Source organism: Candidatus Pantoea multigeneris (assembly GCF_011752615.1).
Lineage (GTDB): Bacteria > Pseudomonadota > Gammaproteobacteria > Enterobacterales > Enterobacteriaceae > Pantoea > Pantoea multigeneris.
Genome location: NZ_VWXF01000007.1, coordinates 96,394 through 120,277 on the forward strand (window position 1 = coordinate 96,394; position 23,884 = coordinate 120,277).

The window sequence follows — 23,884 nt, forward strand, 5'->3', positions numbered from 1 at the left end:
CACCGGTGATGAAACAGATTGAATTGCGGCGGCGTAAAGTCCAGACCGACACCGATCTCCCGGCGGATATGCACGCGCTGCTGCGTCGCCTCTATTTACAACGTAATGTGCAGCACGCCAGTGAACTGGAACGCGGGCTGCGCAGCCTGCTGCCTTTCCAGTCGCTGGCGGGGATTGATACGGCAGTCGCGCTGCTGCATCAGGCGCTGTTGGATGGGCGGCGGATTATGGTGGTGGGCGATTTTGATGCCGACGGAGCCACCAGCACCGCCTTGAGCGTCCTGGCCCTGCGCAGCATGGGCGGTCAGGATATTCAGTACCTGGTGCCGAACCGTTTTGATGATGGCTACGGCCTGAGCCCCGAAGTGGTGGAGCAGGCGCGAGCGCGTGGCGCACAGCTGATTTTGACGGTGGATAACGGTATCTCCTCCCATGCGGGCGTTGAATGTGCCAACGGGCATGGCATCCCGGTATTAATCACCGATCACCACCTGCCCGGCGATTCACTGCCGCTGGCGGCGGCGATCATCAACCCCAATCTCAGCGAGTGTCAGTTCCCTTCCAGCGCGCTGGCCGGGGTTGGCGTCGCGTTTTATCTGATGCTGGCACTGCGCGCGCATCTGCGTTCGCTGGGCTGGTTTAGCGAACAGCGCGTGGAACCGAATCTGGCGGAGTGGCTGGATTTGGTCGCGTTGGGTACGGTGGCGGATGTGGTGCCACTCGATCACAACAACCGTATTCTGGTATGGCAAGGCTTAAGCCGCATTCGCGCCAACAAATGCCGTCCGGGCATTCGCGCCCTGTTGGAGATTGCTAACCGCGATGCACGTCAGCTCGTCGCCAGCGACCTTGGTTTTGCCCTTGGCCCGCGCCTGAATGCCGCCGGAAGGCTGGATGATATGTCGGTCGGGGTGGCGCTGTTGCTGACAGAGGATTTGGCTCAGGCGCGGATGCTTGCCAGCGAGCTGGATGCCCTCAATCAGACGCGGAAAGAGATTGAGCAGGGCATGCAGAGCGAAGCCATGACGCTGTGTGACCAGTTGGTGCGCGAATCGCAGGATCTGCCGCTGGGACTGGCGTTTTATCATCCCGAATGGCATCAGGGCGTGGTGGGCATTCTTGCTTCGCGCCTTAAAGAGCGTTTCCATCGCCCGGTGATCGCCTTTGCGCCTGCCGGTGACGGCACGCTGAAAGGATCGGGGCGTTCGGTGCAAGGTCTGCATATGCGTGATGTGCTGGAGCGCATCGACAGCCGCCATCCAGGGCTGATCCTGAAGTTTGGTGGTCATGCCATGGCGGCGGGGCTTTCACTGCCAGAAGAAAATTTTGCGCTGTTCCGTACGCAATTTGCGGCAGTGGTCGACGAATGGCTGGAGGGCGAAGCGCCGCAGGGCATTATCTGGTCTGATGGGGCGCTCACGCCTGCTGAGCTGGATATTCCTACCGCCGAACTGCTGCGCGAAGCGGGGCCATGGGGCCAAAACTTCCCGGAACCGCTGTTTGATGGGCGCTTCAAGTTGTTACAACAGCGCATTGTCGGACAGAAGCATTTAAAAGTGATGATCGAACCGGTACACGGTGGCCCGCTGCTGGATGGGATTGCGTTTAACGTCGATACTCAACTCTGGCCCGACAGCAGCGTGCGCGAAGTGGAACTGGCTTATAAACTGGATATTAATGAATTTCGTGGTAATCGCTCGGTCCAGCTGATCATTGATCATATCTGGCCAGTATAACGCCCGGCAGACGGTAACAGCGCTATAAACCTGGAGCAGTTTCAGGTAGACTAGCGCGTTACTTTTTATCCCATCTTACCGATCGCAAAGAAAGATTCTATCGCCATGTTTGAAATCAACCCGGTCAAAAACCGTATTCAAGACCTCAGTGAGCGCAGCGACGTTCTTCGGGGGTATCTTTGACTACGATGCCAAGAAAGAACGCTTAGAAGAAGTTAACGCCGAGCTGGAACAGCCGGACGTCTGGAACGAACCTGACCGCGCGCAGGCGCTGGGCAAAGAGCGCGCCTCGCTGGAAGCGATTGTTGAAACGCTGGATCAGATGCGTCAGGGCCTCGAAGATGTAGAAGGTTTGCTGGAGCTGGCGGTGGAAGCCGACGACGAAGAGACCTTCAACGAAGCGGTAAGCGAACTGGACGGTCTGGAGAAGAAGCTGGGCGAACTTGAGTTCCGCCGCATGTTCTCTGGCGAATACGACAGCGCCGACTGCTACATGGATATCCAGGCCGGTTCCGGCGGTACAGAAGCGCAGGACTGGGCCAGCATGCTGCTGCGTATGTACCTGCGTTGGGCGGAAGCCAAGGGCTACAAAACCGAGATCATCGAAGAGTCCGATGGTGAAGTTGCAGGCACTAAATCTGCCACCATCAAAATCATCGGTGACTATGCGTTTGGCTGGTTGCGTACTGAAACCGGCGTACATCGCCTGGTACGTAAGAGCCCGTTTGACTCCGGTGGCCGTCGCCACACCTCATTCAGTTCCGTGTTTATTTACCCGGAAGTGGATGACAACATTGATATCGATATCAACCCTGCCGATCTGCGTATCGATGTTTACCGCGCCTCGGGTGCGGGTGGTCAGCACGTCAACAAAACTGAGTCAGCGGTGCGTATTACCCACTTGCCGACCAACATTGTGGTGCAGTGCCAGAACGACCGTTCACAGCACAAAAACAAAGATCAGGCCTTTAAGCAGTTGCGCGCCAAGCTGTACGAATATGAGATGCAGAAGAAAAATGCCGATAAGCAGGCTGCGGAAGATAACAAATCGGACATTGGCTGGGGCAGCCAGATCCGTTCTTACGTACTTGACGATTCGCGCATCAAAGATCTGCGTACCAGCGTAGAAACCCGCAACACCCAGGCGGTGTTGGATGGCGACCTCGACCGTTTTATTGAAGCAAGTTTAAAAGCCGGGCTATAAGGAACCGACATGTCTGAACAACAACCGCACAGCGCTGATGCCACACTTGAGTTAAACAACGAACTGAAAACGCGTCGCGAAAAACTCAAGACGCTGCGTGAAAACGGCGTGGCGTTTCCTAACGATTTCCGTCGTGACACCGTCTCTGAGAAGCTGCATAACAGCTATGGCGAGAAGAGCAACGAAGAGCTGGAAGCGCTCGGCGTAGAAGTCAGCGTTGCCGGTCGTATGATGACTCGCCGCATCATGGGTAAAGCCTCATTTGCGACCCTGCAAGATGTTGGCGGCCAGATTCAGATCTACGTCTCACGCGACGATCTGCCAGAAGGCGTCTACAACGAGCAGTTCAAAAAGTGGGATCTGGGCGATATCCTCGGTGCTCGTGGTAAGTTGTTCAAGACGAAAACCGGTGAGCTGTCGATTCACATCAGCGAACTGCGTCTGCTGACCAAAGCACTGCGCCCGCTGCCGGATAAGTTCCACGGCCTGTCCGATCAGGAAACCCGCTATCGTCAGCGTTACCTCGATCTGATCGCCAACGATGACTCACGTAACACCTTCAAAGTCCGTTCACAGATCATGGCGGGTATCCGTCAGTTCATGGTGAACCGTGAGTTCATGGAAGTAGAAACCCCAATGATGCAGGTGATTCCTGGCGGTGCGTCTGCCCGTCCGTTTATCACCCATCACAATGCGCTCGACATCGATATGTACCTGCGTATTGCGCCAGAACTGTACCTGAAGCGTCTGGTGGTGGGCGGTTTTGATCGCGTATTCGAGATCAACCGTAACTTCCGTAACGAAGGTATCTCGCCACGCCACAATCCAGAGTTCACCATGATGGAACTCTATATGGCGTACGCGGATTACAAAGATCTGATCGAACTGACCGAAAGCCTGTTCCGTACTCTGGCACAGGACATTCTGGGCAAAACCGAAGTGCCTTACGGTGAACACACCTTTGACTTTGGTAAGCCATTCGAGAAGCTCACCATGCGTGAAGCGATCAAGAAATACCGTCCAGAAACCGATCTGGCCGATCTGGACGATTTTGATAAAGCCGTGGCGATTGCACAGTCACTGCATATCAAAGTCGAAAAGAGCTGGGGTCTGGGTCGCGTAGTCACTGAGATCTTCGAAGAGACGGCGGAAGCGCACCTGATGCAGCCAACCTTCATCACCGAATACCCAGCGGAAGTTTCTCCGTTGGCGCGTCGTAATGATGAGAACCCAGAAATCACCGACCGCTTTGAATTCTTCATTGGTGGTCGTGAAATCGGTAACGGCTTCTCCGAGCTGAATGATGCAGAAGATCAGGCTGAGCGTTTCTTGCAGCAGGTGAATGCGAAAGATGCCGGTGATGACGAAGCGATGTTCTACGATGAAGACTACGTAACGGCACTGGAACACGGTCTGCCGCCTACAGCGGGTCTGGGCATCGGTATCGACCGTATGGTGATGCTGTTCACCAACAGCCACACTATCCGTGACGTTATCCTGTTCCCGGCACTGCGTCCTGGCAGCAAGTAAGCACTCTGTGCGGAACTGAGCCTCTCAGTTCCGGTTAAAAAGCCCGATGGTGGATAACCGTCGGGCTTTTTTTTGCCGCGCAGGCCGCGAATTATCTGCCTCTGGCTGAATTAGCGCGCTGAATTATTGCCTGCCAGGCAAGATAGCCTTGCCGCCAGTAGGCTATATGTTGATTAGTTGCTGTGATTTAATAGCGCCTGTGACGGAGTTCAAATTTTAACAACCATCAACACATTGATGTGGCCTCAGCGTGCCGTCCGGTGCGCTATTCATCTGTATTGGGAGACTGGGTTATGCCTATAGCACTATTGGCGTTGGCGATGAGCGCATTCGCCATCGGCACCACCGAATTTGTCATCATGGGATTGCTGCCAGAAGTGGCGGGCGATCTGAACGTTTCGATTCCCAGCGCAGGCTGGTTAATCAGCGGTTATGCGCTGGGCGTGGCGATTGGCGCGCCGATCATGGCGTTGCTGACGGCGAAGCTGCCACGTAAACGTACGCTGGTGCTGCTGATGTCGATTTTTATTGTCGGCAACATTCTGTGTGCTATCGCGTATAGCTATAACCTGCTGATGCTGGCGCGCATCGTGACGGCACTGTGTCATGGTGCTTTCTTCGGTATTGGCTCTGTGGTGGCGGCCAGCCTGGTCGCGCCAGGGAAGCAGGCTTCCGCTGTTGCGCTGATGTTCACCGGTTTGACCCTGGCGAACGTACTTGGTGTGCCTTTGGGCACCTGGTTTGGTCAGCTGTTTGGCTGGCGCGCCACCTTCTGGGGCGTGGCAATTATCGGGGTGTTGGCCTTTATCAGCCTGATTATGAGCTTGCCGACCAACAAAGATGAAAAGCCGGTCGATCTGTCGCGTGAGTTCGGTGCGCTGGGTAACGGCAAGCTGTGGTTATCACTGGCGATGACGGTGTTTTTTGCGGCGGCGATGTTCGCGCTGTTTAGCTATATCGCCCCGATGCTGTTGCAGGTGACGGGCATCAGCAACCGTGGCGTGAGCTGGACGCTGTTCCTGATTGGCGCTGGCCTGACCGTGGGGAATATTTTAGGCGGCAAGCTGGCGGACTGGAAAGTCTCCGTGGCGTTGATCCTCTCCTTTGCCCTGATTGCGCTGTTCTCGCTGTTGTTCAGCTGGACCAGCCACTCCTTCATGCTGGCGGAAGTGACGCTGTTCCTGTGGGCGATGGCAACCTTTGCGATTGTTCCCGGACTGCAAATTAACGTGGTGCGTCACGGTAAAGATGCCCCTAACCTGGTCTCCACCATGAACATTGCCGCGTTTAACGTGGGTAATGCGTTGGGTGCCTGGGTCGGTGGTGCCGTGATTGAGAAAGGCTACGGTTTAACCGCCGTGCCGGTCTCTGCAGCAGGACTGGCGGTGATTGGTCTGGTACTGTGCCTGATCAACTTCCGCAAAACCGGGGGTCAGTCTTCTCCTGTCCGTGCCTGATTGAGCTGAGCGTTAATACGCTCGCTAAACGCCACCACCTGCTGTTGCAGGTGGTGGACAAACGCATCAACCAGTGCGGAAGCCGGGCGGTGCTGCGGTCGAATCAAGCTGACCGTAAAGGGCACCGCAATACTAAAGCGCCTCATCACCACGCCACTGTCGGCATAATCCAGCGCCGTTAGCGGGTTCACCACCGAAATTCCCACCCCGGCTTTTACCATCGCACAGACGGAAGCAGCACTGTGTGTTTCCATCACCATGCGACGTGCTACGCCATGCTCATGAAACAGGGCATCCAGCAACTGACGATAGCTATCGCTGTGCGACAGGCTGACATAACTTTCACCGTGAAAATCCTGTGGCGTTATCACCTCGCGCTGACACAGTGGATGATGGCGCGGCAAGACACAGACTTCGTCACAGGTCAGCAAGGGCAAGCTTTCTGTACCTGGCGGCGCGTGCTGTGTTTCGGTCAGGCCTAAATCATAACGCTGTGCTGACAGCCACTCCTCTAACACCGGTGACTCCTGCGGAATAATATTCAGGCTGACATCGGGATAGGACTGTAAAAAGCTGTGGCAGAGGGGAGGGAGCAATGACTGCGAAAATACGGGCAGGCAAGCCAGAGACAGCTCACCCTGGCGGAACTGACGCAGGCCTTCTGCGGTTTCCCGGATACGATCGAGGCCATACCACGAGCGCTGTACTTCCTCAAACAGCCGGATCCCCTGCACTGTAGGTTGCAGCCGTCCCCGCACCCGTTGAAATAACTCCAGCCCGAGTTGCTGTTCAAGCCTGGCTAACTCCCGGCTGACCGTGGGCTGTGAGGTATGCAGGATCTCTGCGGCCTGAGTGAGATTGCCGCTGGTCATCACGGCATGGAAAATCTCAATATGCCGCCAGTTAATCTTTGCCATTGTCGTGCCTACCATATCAAAGATGAATAGCATACGTGAAAATGGATATTTTCCGCTATGGAAACGCTCTGCTTTAATAGAGGCTGAACATCTATTCGAGGACTTACCCATGCCACGCCCACTCAATAACACCGAAACTGCGCTGACTGGCGCTAACCTGCTGCCGCTGGCGCGTCAGTATCAGGGACCATTCTGGGCCTACGATGCTGAAATTATCCGTCAGCGCATCGCGCAGCTGCGTGATTTCGATGTGATTCGCTTTGCGCAGAAAGCCTGTTCTAACATTCACATTCTGCGCCTGATGCGTGAGCAGGGTGTGCGCGTGGATTCGGTGTCACTGGGTGAAGTGGAGCGTGCGCTGGCAGCGGGATTCACTGCGGGTGGCGATGAGATCGTCTTTACCGCAGACGTGTTAGACGCACCAACGCTGTCACGCATTGCTGAGCTGAAAGTGCCGGTAAATGCCGGTTCAGTGGATATGCTGCATCAGTTAGGCGCGATTTCTCCGGGTCATAAAGTCTGGTTGCGCATCAATCCGGGCTTTGGTCATGGTCACAGCCAGAAAACCAATACCGGGGGAGAGAACAGCAAGCACGGCATCTGGCATAGCGACCTGCCACTGGCATTGGCCGCACTGCGCCAGTACGGTTTGCACCTGGTGGGCCTGCATATGCATATCGGCTCGGGTGTGGATTACGGTCATCTGCAGCAGGTGTGTGATGCGATGGTCAATCAGGTGGTGGAATTTGGTCAGGATCTGGAAGCCATTTCCGCCGGCGGTGGTTTATCGATTCCTTATCAGTACGGCCAGGAAAATATCGATACCGCACACTATTTTGGTCTGTGGGACGGTGCGCGTCAGCGTATTGCCGCGCATCTCGGGCATCCGGTGAAGCTGGAAATTGAGCCGGGTCGTTTCCTGGTCGCAGAGTCTGGCGTCCTGGTTTCGCAGGTGCGTGCCGTGAAAGAGATGGGGAGCCGTCACTTTGTGCTGGTGGATGCCGGTTTCAGCGATTTAATGCGTCCTTCCATGTACGGCAGCTATCACCATATTTCAGTGCTGGCAGGTGATGAGCGTGTGCTGGATGAAGCCCATACCGTCGAGAGCGTCGTTGCAGGCCCACTGTGTGAGTCTGGTGATGTGTTTACCCAGCAGGAGGGCGGTAAGGTGGAAACCCGCGCTCTGCCAGCAGCGCAGATCGGTGACTACCTGGTCTTCCACGACACCGGGGCTTATGGTGCATCGATGTCTTCCAACTACAACAGCCGCCCGCTGATCCCGGAAGTGCTGTTTGATGGTGGCAAGGTCCGTGAAATCCGCCGTGCGCAGACCATTCAGGAGCTGCTGGCGCTGGAGCTGGGTTAAGCGTGATTTATCGACCAGGCACCGATGCCTGGTCGATCCGGTCTTTAACCCGGCCCGCTTACCGAATGCCGACGCACCAGCGTCGGGCTAAACATGTTTGTCACCTCCGGCAGCGGCTGATCGTTTGCCAGCGCCAGTGCCAGTGCAGCCGCCTGCTGTGCCATGGTCACGATGGGATAACGCACCGTGGTCAGCCTTGGGCGCACGTAGCGTGATACCAACACGTCATCAAAACCGGTGAGCGACATCTCTTCCGGTACGCGAATCCCGTTATCACTCAGCACCGCCAGTGCCCCGGCGGCCATGGAGTCGTTATAGCAGACCACGGCAGTAAAGTGCTTACCGTGCCCCAGTAGCTCGGTCATGGCTTGCTCGCCACCGCTCTCATCCGGTTCGGCCAGGGCAATCAGCCGATCCTGACTGGCAATGCCGTGCTCGCGCAGCGCATCATGGTAGCCTTGCAGGCGATCTTCAGAATCAGAAATGGCATGGGTCGAGCAGATAAAGGCGATATTTTGGTGCCCCTGCTGAATCAAATGGCGCGTTGCCAGCCACGCACCGTAGCGGTCATCCAGCGCGATACAGCGCTGTTCAAAGCCAGGGAGCAGACGGTTTAACAGCACCATGCCTGGCATCTGTTTCATTAAGACTTCCAGGTCGGCATCCGGGATCTTTTTGGCATGCACCACCAGCGCCGCGCAGCGGTGGCGCATCAGTTGTTCAATCGCGCGCCGCTCTTTCTGCTCATTATGGTAACCGTTACCAATCAGTAAAAAATTGCCGGTCGCGCCAGCCACTTCATCAACGGCTTTCACCATTGCGCCAAAGAAGGGATCTGAGACATCGCCCACCACCAGCCCAAGGGTTTCTGTGGACTGCTGTGCCAGCGCACGGGCATTAGCATTTGGGTGATACTGCAACTCTGCCATCGCCTCATTGACGGCCTGGCGCGAACTTTCACTGGCTTTGGGGGAGTGATTGATGACGCGTGAGACTGTCGCTACCGACACGCCTGCCAGTCGGGCAACATCCTTTATTGTAGCCATGCGTTTACCTGCTTCCGGGGAAAACGTTTACACATCTGTTCAGTGTTACGGAAAAGCCGGGCTACATCAACCCGCCATAACGCCATGCCGATCGCAAACATGAGGAAAATCAGCCCAGTTAAATCTCAATGTGTGGTCGTGATATGCTGAGCGCTGACATTTACCTGCCGGGCCGAATAACCACTATGAAGATACGCGTGCCACATCTGGCGCACTGGGGCGCTTTTACTGCTGTCACTGAAAATGGTCGACTGACCGGGTGCGAACCGTTTTTTGCAGATGCCGATCCGTCGCCAATGCTGGGTACCATCCCGGAGTTGGTCTACTCTGACAAACGCATCCGCCAGCCGATGGTGCGCCGTTCATGGCTCAAATCCCGTGAGAACAGCGATCGTACTCTGCGTGGCCGCGAAGACTTTGTGGCGGTGAATTGGGAAACGGCCCTGGATCTGGTGGCGGAAGAGAACCGGCGCGTGCGTGAGCGCTATGGTGCCAGCGGTATCTTCAACGGCTCCTACGGCTGGTCTTCTGCCGGACGCGTGAACCATGCGCGCACGCTGATCCGCCGTTTCTACTTTAAAGGCGGTGGCGGAGTCGATCAGCAGGGCAACTATAGCTGGGGCGCCGCGCAGTTTTTCCTGCCGTATGTGATTGGCACCTATATGCCGCTCACCGGCCGCGTCACTGACTGGCCAGAAGTGGTCGAACATGCTGACATCTTCGTGGCCTTTGGTGGGCTGGCGCTGAAAAATTCTCAGGTTGCCTCCGGCGGGGCGGGTCAGCACAGCCTGAAACCGGCGCTGGAACAGTTGGCGGCGAAAGGCACACCGGTGATTAACATCAGCCCGATGCGCGATGACTGCCCGGAATTCGTCAAGGCGGAGTGGATCCCGATTCGGCCCAATACCGACGTGGCGCTGATGCTGGCGCTGGGCTACGAAATCATGCAGCGCAACGGTACGGATGAACAATTCCTTGCCACGCACTGCACCGGTTGGCCGCAGTTGAAAAGCTATTTGACCGGTGAGAGCGATGGCGTTGCCAAAACCGCTGGCTGGGCCAGCCGCATCACCGGGATCCCGCCTGAACGCATTGTTCTGTTAGCGCAACAGCTGTGCGGCAAGCGTAGCTTCATCACCTGTTCCTACTCGGTGCAGCGTGCGCATCGTGGCGAGCAGCCCTACTGGATGATGATTGCCCTGTCCGCCATGTTAGGGCAGCCAGGTTTGCCCGGGGCGGGATTCTCCTTTGGTCATGGTTCCATGAACAGCGTGGGCAATCCACGCCAGGAAGGGCCAGCGCCGCTGATGTCGACCGGGCCGAACCCGTCCGGTTTGTCCATTCCCGTGGCGCGCATCAGTGACATGCTGCTGCAACCGAACCAGCCCTATACCTTCCAGGGCGAAACGCTGCACTATCCGGATATTCACCTGGTGCACTGGGCGGGGGGCAATCCGTTCCATCATCATCAACAGCTCAATCGCCTGGTCGAAGGCTGGCAGCGCCCGGATACGGTGGTGGTGCAGGATATCGTCTGGACCCCAGCGGCCCAGATGGCCGATATCGTCTTGCCAGCAACAACCACGCTGGAGCGCAATGACATTGGCGGCTCTTCCCGCGATCGCTTTGTGCTGGCGATGCATCAGGCGATTGCGCCACAGCATCAGGCGCGTCATGACTTTGATATCTTTGCCGATTTAGCCGAGCGCCTCGGCTATCGTGACACCTTCACTGAAGGGCGCAACGAGATGCAATGGATTGAATATCTGTATCAACAGTGCGCCGTTGCCCATGCGCACAAAGATATTCATTTCCCGGAGTTTGAAGAATTCTGGCAGCGCGGTTTTGTGGAGATCCCGGAAGGCGGCAAGCCCTTTGTCTTTATGGACCAGTTCCGCGCTGACCCGATATCCCATCCGATCCAGACGGCCAGCGGCAAGATAGAGCTGTTCTGTCAGACCATTGCGGACTTTAAGCTGGATGACTTTGCCGGGCATCCCGAATGGCGCGAACCACAGGAGTGGCTGGGGGCAGAAATCAGCGCGGATTACCCGCTGCATATGATTTCTATTCAGCCTTCAGACCGCCTGCACAGCCAGTTAGATGGCACGCCGAGTGTTCAGGCCAATAAAACCGCCGGACGTGAAACGCTGTACATGCACCCGCAGGACGCGGCAGCCCGCCAGATTGCGGACGGAGATGAAATTGAGGTCAGCAACGCGCGTGGTCGAATGCTGGCAGGGGTAAAGCTAACGGATGGCCTGACGCCGGGCGTGGTGATTATCGCGACCGGAGCCTGGTTTAACCCCGGCTTCGGCGGGAAATGGGATGCGTGGGACCGCGCCGGTAACCCCAATACCCTGACGCTGGATATCGGCACCTCGTCATTAACTCAGGGACCTAACGCAATGAGTTGTCTGGTGGAAATCAAAAAACATCAGCTTTGCAAAACAGCGTAAGAAACTCATGGCTGGTTACATTTTACGGCCAACTGTTGCGTTTGCAGGATGGCAGGGCGCAAGCCCTGCTTGCTACAGTCAAAGTCCCAGAGGTATTGATGGGTGAACATCAAAATTTATTGATTACACCGACCTGCGCAGATGCGCAGGTTTTTTTTGCCCGCTGCTCCGCAATCATGAACTGAAACATAGTTTTCCTGTTATCCCGCCACGTCATTATTTATAACTGCTGTATTGAAACGCATTTTCTTTCATTGCTGCGGATAGCTATGCCACAAATAAAAAAACTACTGGGAAAAGACCAGATCAAAACCTCTTTTAATCCTTTCCGCTTTCGGCTGATCTGCATAGGCGTGTTCGCCTGTATGGCTTTTTTGCTGGCGAGCGTGGCGGATCTCCAACTGATTAATCACCCGATGCTGGAGCATGAAGCCGATCAGCGTTCGCTACGTACGGTGGAACTGCCTACCAGCCGGGGCACCTTGCTTGATCGCAACGGTGATGCGCTAGCGTTGAGCGTACCTTCGCGCGATATCATCGCCGACCCGATGCGCGTACTGGAGAATAATCCGGATTTCACCAGCCCCAAATGGGCTTATCTCGCCTCGGCTTTGGATACCACGCCACAACAAATGGCGGCGGATATTACCGCTAATCCTAAACGTCGTTTCCTGTATCTCGGACGTAAAGTTGAACTGAGCATCGCCAAAGATATCAGCGAGCTGCACCTGAAAGGCATCAGTTCGGTGTATGACGACAGCCGCTTTTATCCGATGAGCGAATCCGCCGCGACGCTAATTGGTATTGTCGGTGCGGATAATGTCGGGCTGAACGGACTGGAAAAGGGGTTTGATAAACTGTTGCAGGGCGAGCCGGGGAAAGAGGTTTATCGTCAGGATGGTGAAGGGAAAATCATCTCGATGATTGACTATAAGCCCCCTACGCAGCCGCCAACGGTACAACTGAGTATCGATAAGTTTGACCAGTACACCATGTACACCAAACTGCGCGATGGCGTGTTGCTGAATAAAGCCGACTCCGGGGCTGCGGTACTGGTAAAAATTGATACCGGTGAAATCCTCGGTATGGCCTCTTATCCATCGTTTAACCCCAATAATTACGAAGGGGCGACGCCTGCTCAGATGCGTAACACGGCTATCAATGACAGCTACGAACCCGGTTCGACGGTGAAACCGCTGGTGGTGCTGGAAGGTCTGGAGCGTCACCTAATTCGACCTGATTCCGTGTTGGATACCGCGCCTTATGCTATCAACGGCCATATTATCCGTGACGTTGGCCACTGGCCGCGTCTGACCGTGACCGGCATTCTGCAAAAATCCAGTGACACCGGAGCTTCACACATCGCACTGGCGATGCCAGCGGATGCACTGGTGCAGACTTATCATGCGTTTGGCCTGGGCAAACCCACAGGGCTAGGGCTGACAGGGGAGAGCGTGGGTTATTTCCCACTGCATCGTCAGCGCTGGGCGGATATCGAACGTGCGACCTTCGCGTTTGGCTACGGCTTACGCGTCACCCCTCTGCAGATTGCCCGCGAATACGCCACGCTGGGCAGCTTCGGTGTTTATCGTCCGTTATCGATCACCAAAGTGACACCGCCGGTGCTCGGCACTCAGGTGGCGAACCCGCAAACGGCAGAAATTGTGGTGCACATGATGGAGAGTGACGTATTACCGGGCGGTTCCGGTCTGCGTGCTGCGGTACCGGGTTATCGACTGGCAACCAAAACCGGTACGGCGGAGAAAATGGGGACCAGCGGGAAATATGATGGCGGCTATATTAACTACACCGCAGGCGTTGCTCCAGCAAGCCATCCTGAAGTGGCGTTGGTGGTGATGGTTAACCACCCCACCGCAGGAGACCACTTTGGTGGTTCGGTAGCAGCACCCATCTTCGGCAACATTATGGGGCCGGTGTTGAAGCATATGAACATTGCGCCAGATGCCGTGCCAACCCCTGCGCCTACACCTGCTCCCGCCCACGCAAAAGCGGGTTGATTCAGCCTGTTAACGGGGTATGGAGATATTCATACCTCGTTGCATTTCACCAGGCATCCGGAATTTTCATCCTGTGATGACACCACAACATTTTATGGCGAAAGGTTGACAGTATTGACTGTCAAACCTATACCTTGATGTGGGGGCTTTTCCCGTGGAAATTTATTTTTATGCTATCTCTTTGAATCTTATATTAATCCAACTAATAAAATGACCCATTTGGTCTTGAATTTATTTTTTTGATCAAACGGACTGATTAAATTAACTTTACTTGAAGTCATTATCTCTTCTCAATTTTAATTAGGAGTGAAAATGTCGATTAATAATTCTGAATTTTCCAGGGTAGATGAAAATAAAACGGATAGTGACTTGGGTATCACATCCTCATCGCATCAGGAAGATAAAAAACATAAAGAGAGTTCGTTTTTCGATCCTGATTTGAGTCGACATGTAATTTCTGAGATTGAAACTCAGTTGCCTGAACTGATCGAATACTCTCTACTTGGCCATCAAAAAAACAACATTACTATCCCTGATCTCAGAGTACTGCAAAAAAGAATGCAGGAATCTGTTAGCACTCACTCTTTATTTGAAGTTGATTCATTAAAAAGTGATTTTAGCTATACCGATTTCCCGGATCATGATCTCCCCGAAGGTGAGCTTCCCGATAGCCATACCCATCATAATGTTCGGGAGGGTGTTGTCAGTACTCAAGATAACAGTACATTGCCCGATAGCATAAGAAAAAAAATTGGGGCGGTGAACAGCTATAAAGGTATGAATTATTTTAATTCATTTATTGAGTCGTTTATTAAATTCAAACAGGAAAGCTACAAAGATAACAGAACACCCCAGGCAGCTATGTTCTACACACATCAAACTCAACAAAATGTGCAGACAAAAATTGATAAAGTAAATGGCACGCTGAACTTACTGGCTTCACGCTTAATCAACGCTCTTTCTGAAACTTTTGCAATGATCGACAGTCTTGCGCAAATGAAACCGGAGTCATGGCTCTCCTGGAAAGAGTTTGAAAACAGAAAACGCGAAGCATTTTTTTATGCCACGGCGAATATCACTGGGCAGGAACAACCCGGCGAGGCATTTAGCATTGGTGAACGGCGTGTCAAATTGCAAGAAGACCCCGTTGAAATAATGAAGGTAAATAGCCTTGTTAATGCTCAGCTATGGAATGAAAAGAAATACCGGGAAAGTTTGTGGGGAATAGCACCGCAGAATGGGGAGAGTAATACCATTGATCTCTCAGATCCGGAAAGCGTCGCGGACGTTAGCGAGATGAGTGGATATAAACCAGGAACTGCACTGAGTCAGTCGGGTGGGATATACCATTCCCTTGAACTTCTGCTACAAAGTGTAAGTCTTACAGAAAACGCTGCACAGAAAGTTTTATCGTCAAATGAAGTAAGCCCTCGTGAAGAAAAGAGTTACGCTTTCTCTCAGATGATTTTGTTAACCTGTAAAAAATTAAATATTATTCTCATACAGTTAATGAATGAAGTGAAAGAAGTTCAGCCTTCTAAGGACGCTTTAAACGATAAAGCATCTCAGGGATTTATTGAAAAATTGCATAAAGCGGGGAGGGAATTCATTTCTCCTGCCAAAAAAACGGCCGTCTCATTCAAAGATAGCCTCCCTCTTGTTCCACGGTTTTTAGAATCCGCTCACCTTAAGATCGAACGTAAGTTGACTGGCATAATTACCCGAAAGACGAAGTCATTTTCTACCCAAGAGATAGCTGCAATTTTGCACACTGGTGTGATAGTCAAGGATAAACTCCAGCACACGCTGATCAGTCTGGCGCAGATAAATCAGGTATCCAGCAGATTACGCTTTGCCCTTCAACGCCTTGATGCGGTTACATGGCTACTGGAAAAACAGAGTTCTTCCTCGAATAGTAGAATGCTAATAAAAGAACTGAAAGATAATAAGATTTTTTGGCAACAGATTGTTGTTGAGGAAAAAAGAAAATTAGCTGACATGGTTAACAGTAAAATGGATTTATCTAAAGGGCGACAGAAGACGTCATTGTTGCTGGAAATCTCTGATATTTTAATGGCAGTTACTCATAGCGGTAAATCTCAACAAGCTATTAATGCTTACTTTATCGAGCTAAGTAAGTTTATTGATTATATTGTCAAATGTGAATCAAGGATGAAGACTATACCGGATAAACTTTGTGATTATCCGGATGCCAGAGATTCATTTTCTGATGAAATAAAAGTATGGATACGAAAGCTGCAGGCTGCAAGGAGTTATCTTAATATAGAAATAACGGATTTAACCGGTTGGGAACCCGCGAGCTTCTCGCGTACTGGTATGTTAGCGAAAGGGATTGCTGAATCACATCAGGAAAGAAAAAAAAGCTGGTTAGCTAAATATCCTGGAAGTAGCAGGGCTAAAGCAGAAGAAGAGTATGATGCTGCATTTCTAAAATATATCAGAAACTATCTGCCATTTATTGCCAAACAAAAAGCGGGTGGTGGTGAACTATTGATGGATCGTCTTAAAATAGAAATGAAAAATGCCGCTGAGGGTAAAGTTAACTATCCCACTACCATGGCAGGAATTTTGATGGCTCAGAAAAGCACGGATGAGATGTTTAAAAGTTGGTCCGTCAGGCGGCTCATTAGAAAAAGCCTCTATGCATCATTGGGTTCTTTCAGTGTAATGCCATCACTCGCCTCTTTACCGCTACGTATTGCGATTAAGTGCCTCGTTACCCATGCTGTTGTGACCTTTGTTATTGATAAAGGGGGGAAAGCCGTTCGTTTGGGTGAAGGCAGCAGTGAGCTGGAAGCCAGTAAGTACAGAAAAAATGCATTTGAACAGCTGGCAATTAAGATTGGTGTAAGCACATTACCCTTTGCTTCTCATGCTATCGGTGGTGCATTTCTTTGGGAGGACTTTTATAAAGGTCATGCCAGGGATGCTGCAAAAAATGTGGCTAAGCAGTTGGTTTCCGAGCTGCCTTTTGTGGCGATAAACAAAGTGATAGATAACAGTGTAAATGCAGTGAGACAAAAAAATATGGCTCAGCAAGAGCAGCTCCGAGACTTTTTTAATAAAATTATAAGTCGATCTCGTGAAAATGATGAAAATAGTGAGACAGAAAATCCGGTAGCAAAAGTCAAAACGCTCAATGTACGCGATGAGCTCTATCGCATATCTCAGGGAGAAAATTCAGAGCAAGCGCAATTAGCCCATAGTCTGCTCAATAACAGATTGATTGCTGCTATTAAGATGACACAATCTGAAGGCAATATTTTCAGCCAATATATAATGTCAACACGAGAGATACAGCTAAGTATGGGTGCAACAGACGAAGAAGTCTTGCATGAAATTGCCCATGCTTTATCTGTGCATCAGGTGGCATCAGGAATAGCCTATCCTGATAGTGAGTTGGGGGAAAAAGTAAAGCAACTCGATGCACTTCGCGAGCGAGCATTAAAATCTTATCAGGAGCAGGGAGGGAAAGACCCCACCACGCTCTATTTTCTGAGTAGCCCACAAGAATTTATTGCCGGATTGTACTCCGGATATTCAGAATTTACGGCTTTTCTCAAGAGTATAGATGTAAATGGGAGAAGCCTGCTGCTGCGCGTGCTGGATATGTTGTGTGAACTGCTGGGACTGGAAGTCGAGCAGGAGAATGCGCTAACGCATGCGTTAGGACTGAGTGATGCCATTATGGCGACGCCAGTGGCAGATGAGATGGAAGGAGAGCAGCAGACGTATTATGGAATTGCGCAAGGCCGTTTGTATAGCCAATATACAAATCCAAACCATAATAGGCGAGTTGTGTGCAATGCGTTGCCTTTAACAGCAACCTACATTCCCGGCGGTGCAATAAGAAATTCATTAGTTGCTGAGCTGGCCGCTATGTCCCCTTCAGACAGGAATGAATGGATTGCGAATAGCAGCCTAACTGCAAGTTATAAAGAAGATCTAGGTATCTACCTAGCGGAAAATCATTATATTTACGATAGAATGGTGACGGGGGGTGATTATTTTGCATGGGTGCAAAGTTTTCATCCTCAATGGCCACGTAATTTCCAAAGTGAAAATCGTATCGTGGGCGTGTTACGCCTGCCGGACTCCGTGTTAACGGGAGATTTTCCCACCAATAAGGGATTTAAACTGGTACTTAAAAATAGCAGAGGCGACGTGACTTTTGAGAGGGTATATTATCCTCGGGCTAGCTTTGAAAAAGCGGGGGAATGGAAGGCTGATATTGCATCCCAAATAGAAGAAGATATGTTGCTTCAGGATAAATACAATCGTATTTCTGTATCTCATATTGATGGTTATCATTCTAGCCATCCTGTAGTAATTTCAGGTGGCAGTAACGTTATGCCGAATGTATTTGTTGTTGATGAAAATAGTCTGGTGAAACATGCCGACTTCCAGATTGTTGATCAGGATCCTGATTTAGAGAAAACAACTCTTAAAACTATGAGCGAAGCGAGATCATTGGTAGCCAGATTGGCAACGATGTCTCCTGGTGAAAGAAATGTATGGTTTCTCAGGAGTAAGTTAAGTCGTGATATGAAAAAGTATACTGGCATATATCTAGCTGAGTATCAATATGTTTACGACCAGATGGTAAAAGGAAGTGACTATTTCAAGCTTTTGATAGACACTAATAATGGATGGCCAAGGGATTTTCAGGCTGCAAATCGAATTGTGGGGGTGTTACGGCTTCCAAATAGTGTTTTGACAGGGGCATTTCCTGCCGGGAAAGGATTTAAGCTGATACTTAAAAATAGTAGCGGTGATGTTATTTCCGAAAAAGTATATTATCCAGGACCTTATTCTAAGGGAGAGGGGGAGTGGAAAGGCGATATTTTATCCCAGATAGAAGAAGATATGTTGCTTCAGGATGAGAGCAATAGAATTTCGGTGTCGTATATTGATCACGTTGCATCAACTCGTGCGAGAGTAGTGGCTGGACCGAGTGACGTTAAGATGAATGTCTTTGTTATCAATGAAAATAGTCAGGTAGAAAGCGCTGATTTCCAAATTGTAAATGCAAGAGAAGGAAGCACAACTCCGGATAAGGAACTTAGTGCCGACGTGCACCTTGACAGAATTTTACTAAGATCTGCGGCCAGTGAGGGGCTGAATTTTACAACAAATGATCTGAATGAAAAGTACCCTGTTAGTTTCGTGAGGACAACAATGAATACTTTCGGTGCCGCAAATTTCATCCCTCCCAGGTCGAAGATTTATACAAAGGAATATACGTTAAGGAATATTCTTTCCAATAACCTCTATCGTGATGAAGACTTTAACCTAAACTCTTTTTCAAATGTTTATGATGTAGATGGTGTACCTGGTTTGACCCTGTATTTATTGAAGAGAATAATCGATCGCGTTGAGAAAAACATACAAGATAAAGTAGAGGAGTTAAAAGGATCATTAGAACTGAAATCTGCTGTAACCAAAGTTTATCAGAAATCTCTAAATGCAGCATTTATAAATTTATTATCATATGAGAAAGATAATGATGTGATTGAATTAGTGTCTCTTTATTATTCGAGGCAAGTTAATATAAGCAGTGTCAGTGTAGAACTTCCTGGTTCTTTGCTTCCTACATCTCCTGCTCCAGTCTTTTCTGTAAAGTGTAACATTCCTGGTATGGTGGCGATATCAAAAGGGGAGCTTACTATCCTTGCTTCCGTTGATACTGGAAAGTACTACATTATGAGAAACAACCATATAAATTATAACATTGCAGATGCTATACGTAAAAGTCTCAGCAAAAAAGATGCTGATAATATCAGTCCTGAATACCAGGCGTGGAAAAAATGGACGCTAATTTATAACGATAGTACTAAGGTTTCATCTCAACAAACCTTATTAGATAAACTATTTGACAGCCATGTAGATAGGTTAAAAATCGAACTGGATTACGAAACGTTTACCTCGGGTGAATACAGGACGAGATGGGCGATAAATTACGGGAAGGCTATTCTCCGTTTTATGTCTATCCTCGCAGGTACTACAGCTGCCGTTGGTAGTGGCAACGTAACAACAGCAGTAGCACTATTCGTTGGTGTATTATCCGAGGCGGCAGATATCGGATTAAGTGTGGTGCAGATGAATAATTCTGACCGTGGCAAAGATTACAACTCGGCTCTGAGTGAGATTTTAGTAGGTTCGATCCTTTTCGTTATTTTTGCTTCACTTGATATTAGACAATTGGCAAAAATTGCCAATAGCCATCGTCAGGAATTGTTAGCTGTGGTAAAAAAAACCAGGGAGTTTGTTGATAAATTAAAACGTGCACCGCGTGCAAGAGAATATCTTGTAACGGGGGTGTCAGATATCAATGTCATGGCGGATTACTCCCGACAAGTTCTCGACGAGAGTTTCATTGAAGATACTATTACTACAAGCCGACATCATGAGCTTATGGCCGGTGTGGATGCTCAGCACCCCATCACGCCTGACCAAACAGGCTCTTCAGGCTATCAATCAGGGAACTCGACAAGCCAAAATGCCTCACTCCAGGGAACGGAAACCCCAAGCTCGGCTTCAGAGGGGATCTCAATTTCAGGTAGCCGCTCATCTGTTGGCGGGACCCATGTCAATTCTGGCGCTCAACCCAATAATGGGGCAACAAGAATGGAGCAATTTCGTGCTGACGTGAATAACCAGCTGGAACGTGTTGCGAATTCTGTCCCGTTGCCCGGGGTGAGGGGGGCTGATGAAGGAAGAAGGCCTTTCACTAAGCATCGAGTAACAGTGAACAACAAGGGATATGATTATCGGCAGTATGATGACTACAAAATTTACCTTCCTGAAGGTAAGGATGCCAGGCCGGGCCGTTTCATGGTCTCAGGTCATGGGAATACTATTGGTACAAATACGGTTGCCTGTCCAAAGAAAACCACTATTAATTTCTATGGTGAGCATGGAAAGCTGCTTGAGGATAATGGGTTAGAAAGCAGAAAAATGTTACCTTCAGCTCGGGTAAAATACAATCAATTCGATCAACCTGTAACAGAAGTTCCCATTATTAACAATGGCGAAATTGAGAACTGGCGAACTGCCATACTGGAAGAGAGAATCAAATTCACCGGCACTTCTAAGGCAGGCCATTATAAAGACGTTAAATTATCCCATTTCGAGGATGATAACCCTTACAGGGCAATGGATATGTGGAATCTGGAGAAACAAGCAGGTACGCAGAATCCTGCGTTAGTAACGGCAACGCCACGTCCTGGTGGGTTAGTCACAATTGATAAAAATAAACCCCTTAAATTATCAACGCTGGTTGAGGACCTTGCTTCTGTTTCAAGCACTGGCGAGGCCGTGGTGGATGTTAATGCTTGTCGTGGCGGCTGGTTAGCCTCGCTGTTCGCGAACAAAAATATGCGTGCAGGAGCGTCCAATCGATATGTACGAGCAAGGCCTTCCAGGCGATATACAGAACAAAACGGGATCAGATCGATTAGGCGAAATGATAATAGAACCGGTGGGCGCCTGTTCAGACAGGGGGACTTGAAGGATACACTCTCTCCGATCGGCACAGGAGGTAGTGCAATTTTGCAAGCCGCACAGGATCACCCTAAAACCACCTTAAAAGTGCTTGGCTTCGCTGCTGAATTAACATTATTTGCGTCAGCCGTTGCTCTGAGTATTTTGTACCTCCGGGGGGATTTTGACTCGCCTGGTACCACAACTAACGGGCAAAGACCAGACACTGAACCTGTAAGCCAGGCATCCACTGAGGAGACGACTCTGATACTAACAAAAGATGAAGTTTCTGAAAGAGTGAGTTTTATTATTACAAAAGTGACATCCCTGATGTCTGTGTTACGCAATAATGATGATAATGCGCTGGCACAGCTGAGGCCGCTGGAAAAACTCTTTTTTGGTGATGATGATTACCTGGATGTTCATGACCTAACACAGATACTCGCTTTCTTCGAGGCGATAAAAAACGACACCACTGGCGAATCGTTAAAGGCCTTTTTAGAAGGCAAGCCTACCCCCTTGGAAATCGAAAATCCGGATAACCCATTTGCTCGTCTGGGGAGGGAGAATGTCATTGGTTTTCTCTTCCAGGTTTTACGTTAATTTTGACGATTGTGACAAACCTGGCCAGGTGCAGGCTTGTCGCGTATTACGGAGATGCCTCGATGACAGGGCTTCATTGTCGTCGGGGCAAATCGGGATAATTGCGCCTGTTAACGAGGTATGGAGATATTCATACCTCGTTGCATTTCACCGAACTCCGTAGCGTTTTCGCGCTATTTTTCTCCCCGCTATCAGTGCGACTATACCCATCCCAGAGGTATTGATGGGTGTAAAGAACCGATATCCGTATTCTTCCCGATGGGATATCTCCATGTTCTGATGCACTGACCCACGCGGATGCGTGGGTTTTTTTTGCCTGCTATCTGCCTTCAGTGAAATAAATTCGTAACCTGTATACACCTCTTAACCACCTCTTAACGAATTCCCGCCAACAAAAAAAAAGCCAATCAGTTAGCTTACGGCTAACGCTCCGCTATGTTGCATTCCGTATCGGTCGCCAGCCCCTTACTGTGTTGGTAGCGCTGCAAGGGGCGCTCCAGTCTAATCCTGAATAACGTGACGACATCATGCCAAAAACCAAAGACAGAACGCCGCGAGGTGACGGCAAGTCGGCTGCTTTCCAGATCCGCATTCATCCTGAGCTACATGACCAACTGCGTGATGTGACCAATGACGAGAACATTACGCTCTCCTGCTGGCTGAAAGACCTTGCCAGACGTGAACTGCGCCGTCGTGGTATCGAGCCAAAAGGCTGAAAATTCCCGCTAAATGGCGCAAATGGCTAAAGAATTTTGGCGAATAGCGCACGAAAAGATTACCGGTTTCGTTTCGAAAATATATTTTACGCAACCTTAACAGCTGTAAATGATCGGCCTCCCTACAATGCAATTTTTGATGAGAGTAATCACTCTCATTACTGTCTCCCCATCTTGTTGAGAAAAACTATGCGCCTGAAATTACTTTCTGCCAGCGTGGTGTTTTTACTGGCTGCGTGTGACCAGGGTGGAGCCGCACCTGCCGCGTCTGCCACGCCGCAGGTCGGTGTTGTCACACTGAAAGCTGAACCCGTAACGCTGTTAACCCAGTTGCCTGGCCGTACCACAGCCGTTCGAACCGCTCAGGTCCGTCCGCAGGTCAGCGGTGTCATCCAGAAAATCCTCTTTACCGAAGGGGGAGAAGTGAAAGAGGGGCAGCCGCTGTATCAGATCGATCCTGCCACTTACAAAGCGGCCTATGATAAAGCGCTAGCGACCTGGCAAAATGACGCCACCGTGGTGAAGCGTTACCAGCCACTGGCCGCCGCCCATGCCATCAGCCAACAAACTTACGATGATGCCGTAGCCGCAGCGCGTGAAGCGCAGGCGGATGTGGAAACCGCGAAAGTGAATCTTGATTACACGCTGGTGAAAGCGCCGATCTCCGGTCATATCAGCCGCTCGTTATACACCGCCGGTGCGTTGGTTACTGACGGACAAACCGATTACCTCGCCACCATTACTCAGCTTGATCCGATTTACGTTGATGTCAGCGAATCGTCTACCGATCTCCTGCGTCTGCGCCGTGCATTAGCCAGCGGTAAAATTGAGAAGGTGGGTGATAACACCGCAGCCGTTGGCCTGACGCTGGAAGATAACAGTAAGTATGGCGCGGAAGGGAAGCTGGCCTTCTCCGAAGTGAATGTGGATACCACCACCGGCACCGTGGTGCTGCGTGCCGTGTTCCCGAACCCGCATAGTGAATTGCTGCCGGGCATGTACGTCCATGCTAGCTTCCCGCAGGGCATTCAGCAGCAGGGCATTTTGCTGCCGCAAGAAGCCATCATGCATGACACCAAAGGGCAGCCGTATGTCTATGTGGTGAAAAGCGACAACACTATCGAGCAGCGCAGCATCTCCACCGGTGAAATGGTGAAAGCCGAGTGGCTGGTGACTGGCGGTCTGCAAGAGGGCGAAAAAGTGGTGGTGAACAATCTGCAAAGCGTTCATGCCGGTACCAAAGTCACCACCACCGCTGCGAATACCAACGATACGCCTGATGCCAATGCTGTCAGCCTCTCCATGACCGATTCAGCGGCACAATAAGGA

Annotated in this window: 12 protein-coding genes; 10 read left to right on the forward strand and 2 right to left on the reverse strand. The window is 50.8% G+C overall.

Annotated features, from left to right (window positions below; all coding sequences use genetic code 11):
• Positions 1–8 precede the first annotated feature (8 nt).
• The 4 genes from recJ to F3J40_RS16550 all read left to right on the forward strand — a co-directional run bounded on the left by recJ (position 9) and on the right by F3J40_RS16550 (position 5,927).
• Complete coding sequence (gene recJ / locus F3J40_RS16535) at positions 9–1,736, forward strand: single-stranded-DNA-specific exonuclease RecJ (protein WP_167016329.1); 1,728 nt, start codon at positions 9–11, stop codon at positions 1,734–1,736.
• A 105-nt stretch (positions 1,737–1,841) separates the two neighbouring features.
• Positions 1,842–2,940 (forward strand): peptide chain release factor 2 gene (gene prfB, locus F3J40_RS16540; protein WP_157060595.1). Its coding sequence is split into 2 segments (ribosomal slippage): positions 1,842–1,916 and positions 1,918–2,940, totalling 1,098 coding nucleotides; the frame shifts between segments, so codons are not numbered across the junction.
• A 9-nt stretch (positions 2,941–2,949) separates the two neighbouring features.
• Positions 2,950–4,470, forward strand: coding sequence for a lysine--tRNA ligase (lysS, locus tag F3J40_RS16545; protein ID WP_167016331.1), 1,521 nt, complete (start codon positions 2,950–2,952; stop codon positions 4,468–4,470).
• A gap of 293 nt (positions 4,471–4,763) precedes the next feature.
• Positions 4,764–5,927: an MFS transporter gene (locus tag F3J40_RS16550; protein WP_167016333.1), complete on the forward strand. Its 1,164-nt coding sequence runs from the start codon at positions 4,764–4,766 to the stop codon at positions 5,925–5,927.
• Here F3J40_RS16550 and F3J40_RS16555 read toward each other — a convergent pair.
• Entirely contained in the window at positions 5,903–6,844 is a 942-nt protein-coding gene (locus F3J40_RS16555) for a LysR family transcriptional regulator (protein WP_167016335.1), read from the reverse strand. The two genes, F3J40_RS16550 and F3J40_RS16555, sit on opposite strands and share 25 nt — an antisense overlap.
• Before the next feature lie 109 nt (positions 6,845–6,953).
• Between F3J40_RS16555 and lysA the strand changes: the two genes are divergently transcribed.
• Positions 6,954–8,210: a diaminopimelate decarboxylase gene (lysA, locus tag F3J40_RS16560; RefSeq protein ID WP_017349268.1), complete on the forward strand. Its 1,257-nt coding sequence runs from the start codon at positions 6,954–6,956 to the stop codon at positions 8,208–8,210.
• A 44-nt stretch (positions 8,211–8,254) separates the two neighbouring features.
• On the opposite strand, the gene galR is transcribed toward lysA, so the two are convergent.
• Positions 8,255–9,256, reverse strand: coding sequence for an HTH-type transcriptional regulator GalR (galR, locus tag F3J40_RS16565; RefSeq protein WP_017349267.1), 1,002 nt, complete (start codon positions 9,254–9,256; stop codon positions 8,255–8,257).
• A gap of 185 nt (positions 9,257–9,441) precedes the next feature.
• On the opposite strand from galR, the gene F3J40_RS16570 reads away from it, so the two are divergent.
• The 5 genes from F3J40_RS16570 (at position 9,442) to F3J40_RS16590 (ending at position 23,881) form a co-directional block, all read left to right on the forward strand.
• A complete protein-coding gene (locus F3J40_RS16570; RefSeq protein WP_167016337.1) occupies positions 9,442–11,715 on the forward strand; it encodes a molybdopterin guanine dinucleotide-containing S/N-oxide reductase in 2,274 nt (757 codons plus the stop codon).
• Between the two features lie 269 nt (positions 11,716–11,984).
• Positions 11,985–13,733 carry a penicillin-binding transpeptidase domain-containing protein gene (locus F3J40_RS16575; RefSeq protein ID WP_017349265.1) on the forward strand — a complete coding sequence of 583 codons (1,749 nt, stop codon included), beginning with the start codon at positions 11,985–11,987 and terminating at the stop codon, positions 13,731–13,733.
• A 312-nt stretch (positions 13,734–14,045) separates the two neighbouring features.
• The gene (locus tag F3J40_RS16580; RefSeq protein WP_167016339.1) at positions 14,046–21,839 is read left to right on the forward strand and encodes a putative adhesin; all 7,794 of its coding nucleotides are present in this window, start codon (positions 14,046–14,048) and stop codon (positions 21,837–21,839) included.
• A gap of 527 nt (positions 21,840–22,366) precedes the next feature.
• Positions 22,367–22,555, forward strand: a complete 189-nt coding sequence (locus tag F3J40_RS16585; RefSeq protein ID WP_017349263.1) for a YlcI/YnfO family protein — start codon at positions 22,367–22,369, stop codon at positions 22,553–22,555.
• A 189-nt stretch (positions 22,556–22,744) separates the two neighbouring features.
• The gene (locus F3J40_RS16590) at positions 22,745–23,881 is read left to right on the forward strand and encodes an efflux RND transporter periplasmic adaptor subunit (protein WP_167016341.1); all 1,137 of its coding nucleotides are present in this window, start codon (positions 22,745–22,747) and stop codon (positions 23,879–23,881) included.
• Positions 23,882–23,884 lie beyond the last annotated feature (3 nt).

Excerpts from the sequence above, each read along its gene's own strand:
- F3J40_RS16580 (WP_167016339.1), top strand. The coding sequence starts at position 14,046 with ATGTCGATTAATAATTCTGAATTTTCCAGGGTAGATGAAAATAAAACG.
- F3J40_RS16555 (WP_167016335.1), bottom strand. The coding sequence starts at position 6,844 with ATGGCAAAGATTAACTGGCGGCATATTGAGATTTTCCATGCCGTGATG.
- F3J40_RS16575 (WP_017349265.1), top strand. The coding sequence starts at position 11,985 with ATGCCACAAATAAAAAAACTACTGGGAAAAGACCAGATCAAAACCTCT.
- F3J40_RS16585 (WP_017349263.1), top strand. The coding sequence starts at position 22,367 with ATGCCAAAAACCAAAGACAGAACGCCGCGAGGTGACGGCAAGTCGGCT.
- F3J40_RS16550 (WP_167016333.1), top strand. The coding sequence starts at position 4,764 with ATGCCTATAGCACTATTGGCGTTGGCGATGAGCGCATTCGCCATCGGC.
- F3J40_RS16590 (WP_167016341.1), top strand. The coding sequence starts at position 22,745 with ATGCGCCTGAAATTACTTTCTGCCAGCGTGGTGTTTTTACTGGCTGCG.
- lysA (WP_017349268.1), top strand. The coding sequence starts at position 6,954 with ATGCCACGCCCACTCAATAACACCGAAACTGCGCTGACTGGCGCTAAC.
- lysS (WP_167016331.1), top strand. The coding sequence starts at position 2,950 with ATGTCTGAACAACAACCGCACAGCGCTGATGCCACACTTGAGTTAAAC.
- recJ (WP_167016329.1), top strand. The coding sequence starts at position 9 with ATGAAACAGATTGAATTGCGGCGGCGTAAAGTCCAGACCGACACCGAT.
- F3J40_RS16570 (WP_167016337.1), top strand. The coding sequence starts at position 9,442 with ATGAAGATACGCGTGCCACATCTGGCGCACTGGGGCGCTTTTACTGCT.
- galR (WP_017349267.1), bottom strand. The coding sequence starts at position 9,256 with ATGGCTACAATAAAGGATGTTGCCCGACTGGCAGGCGTGTCGGTAGCG.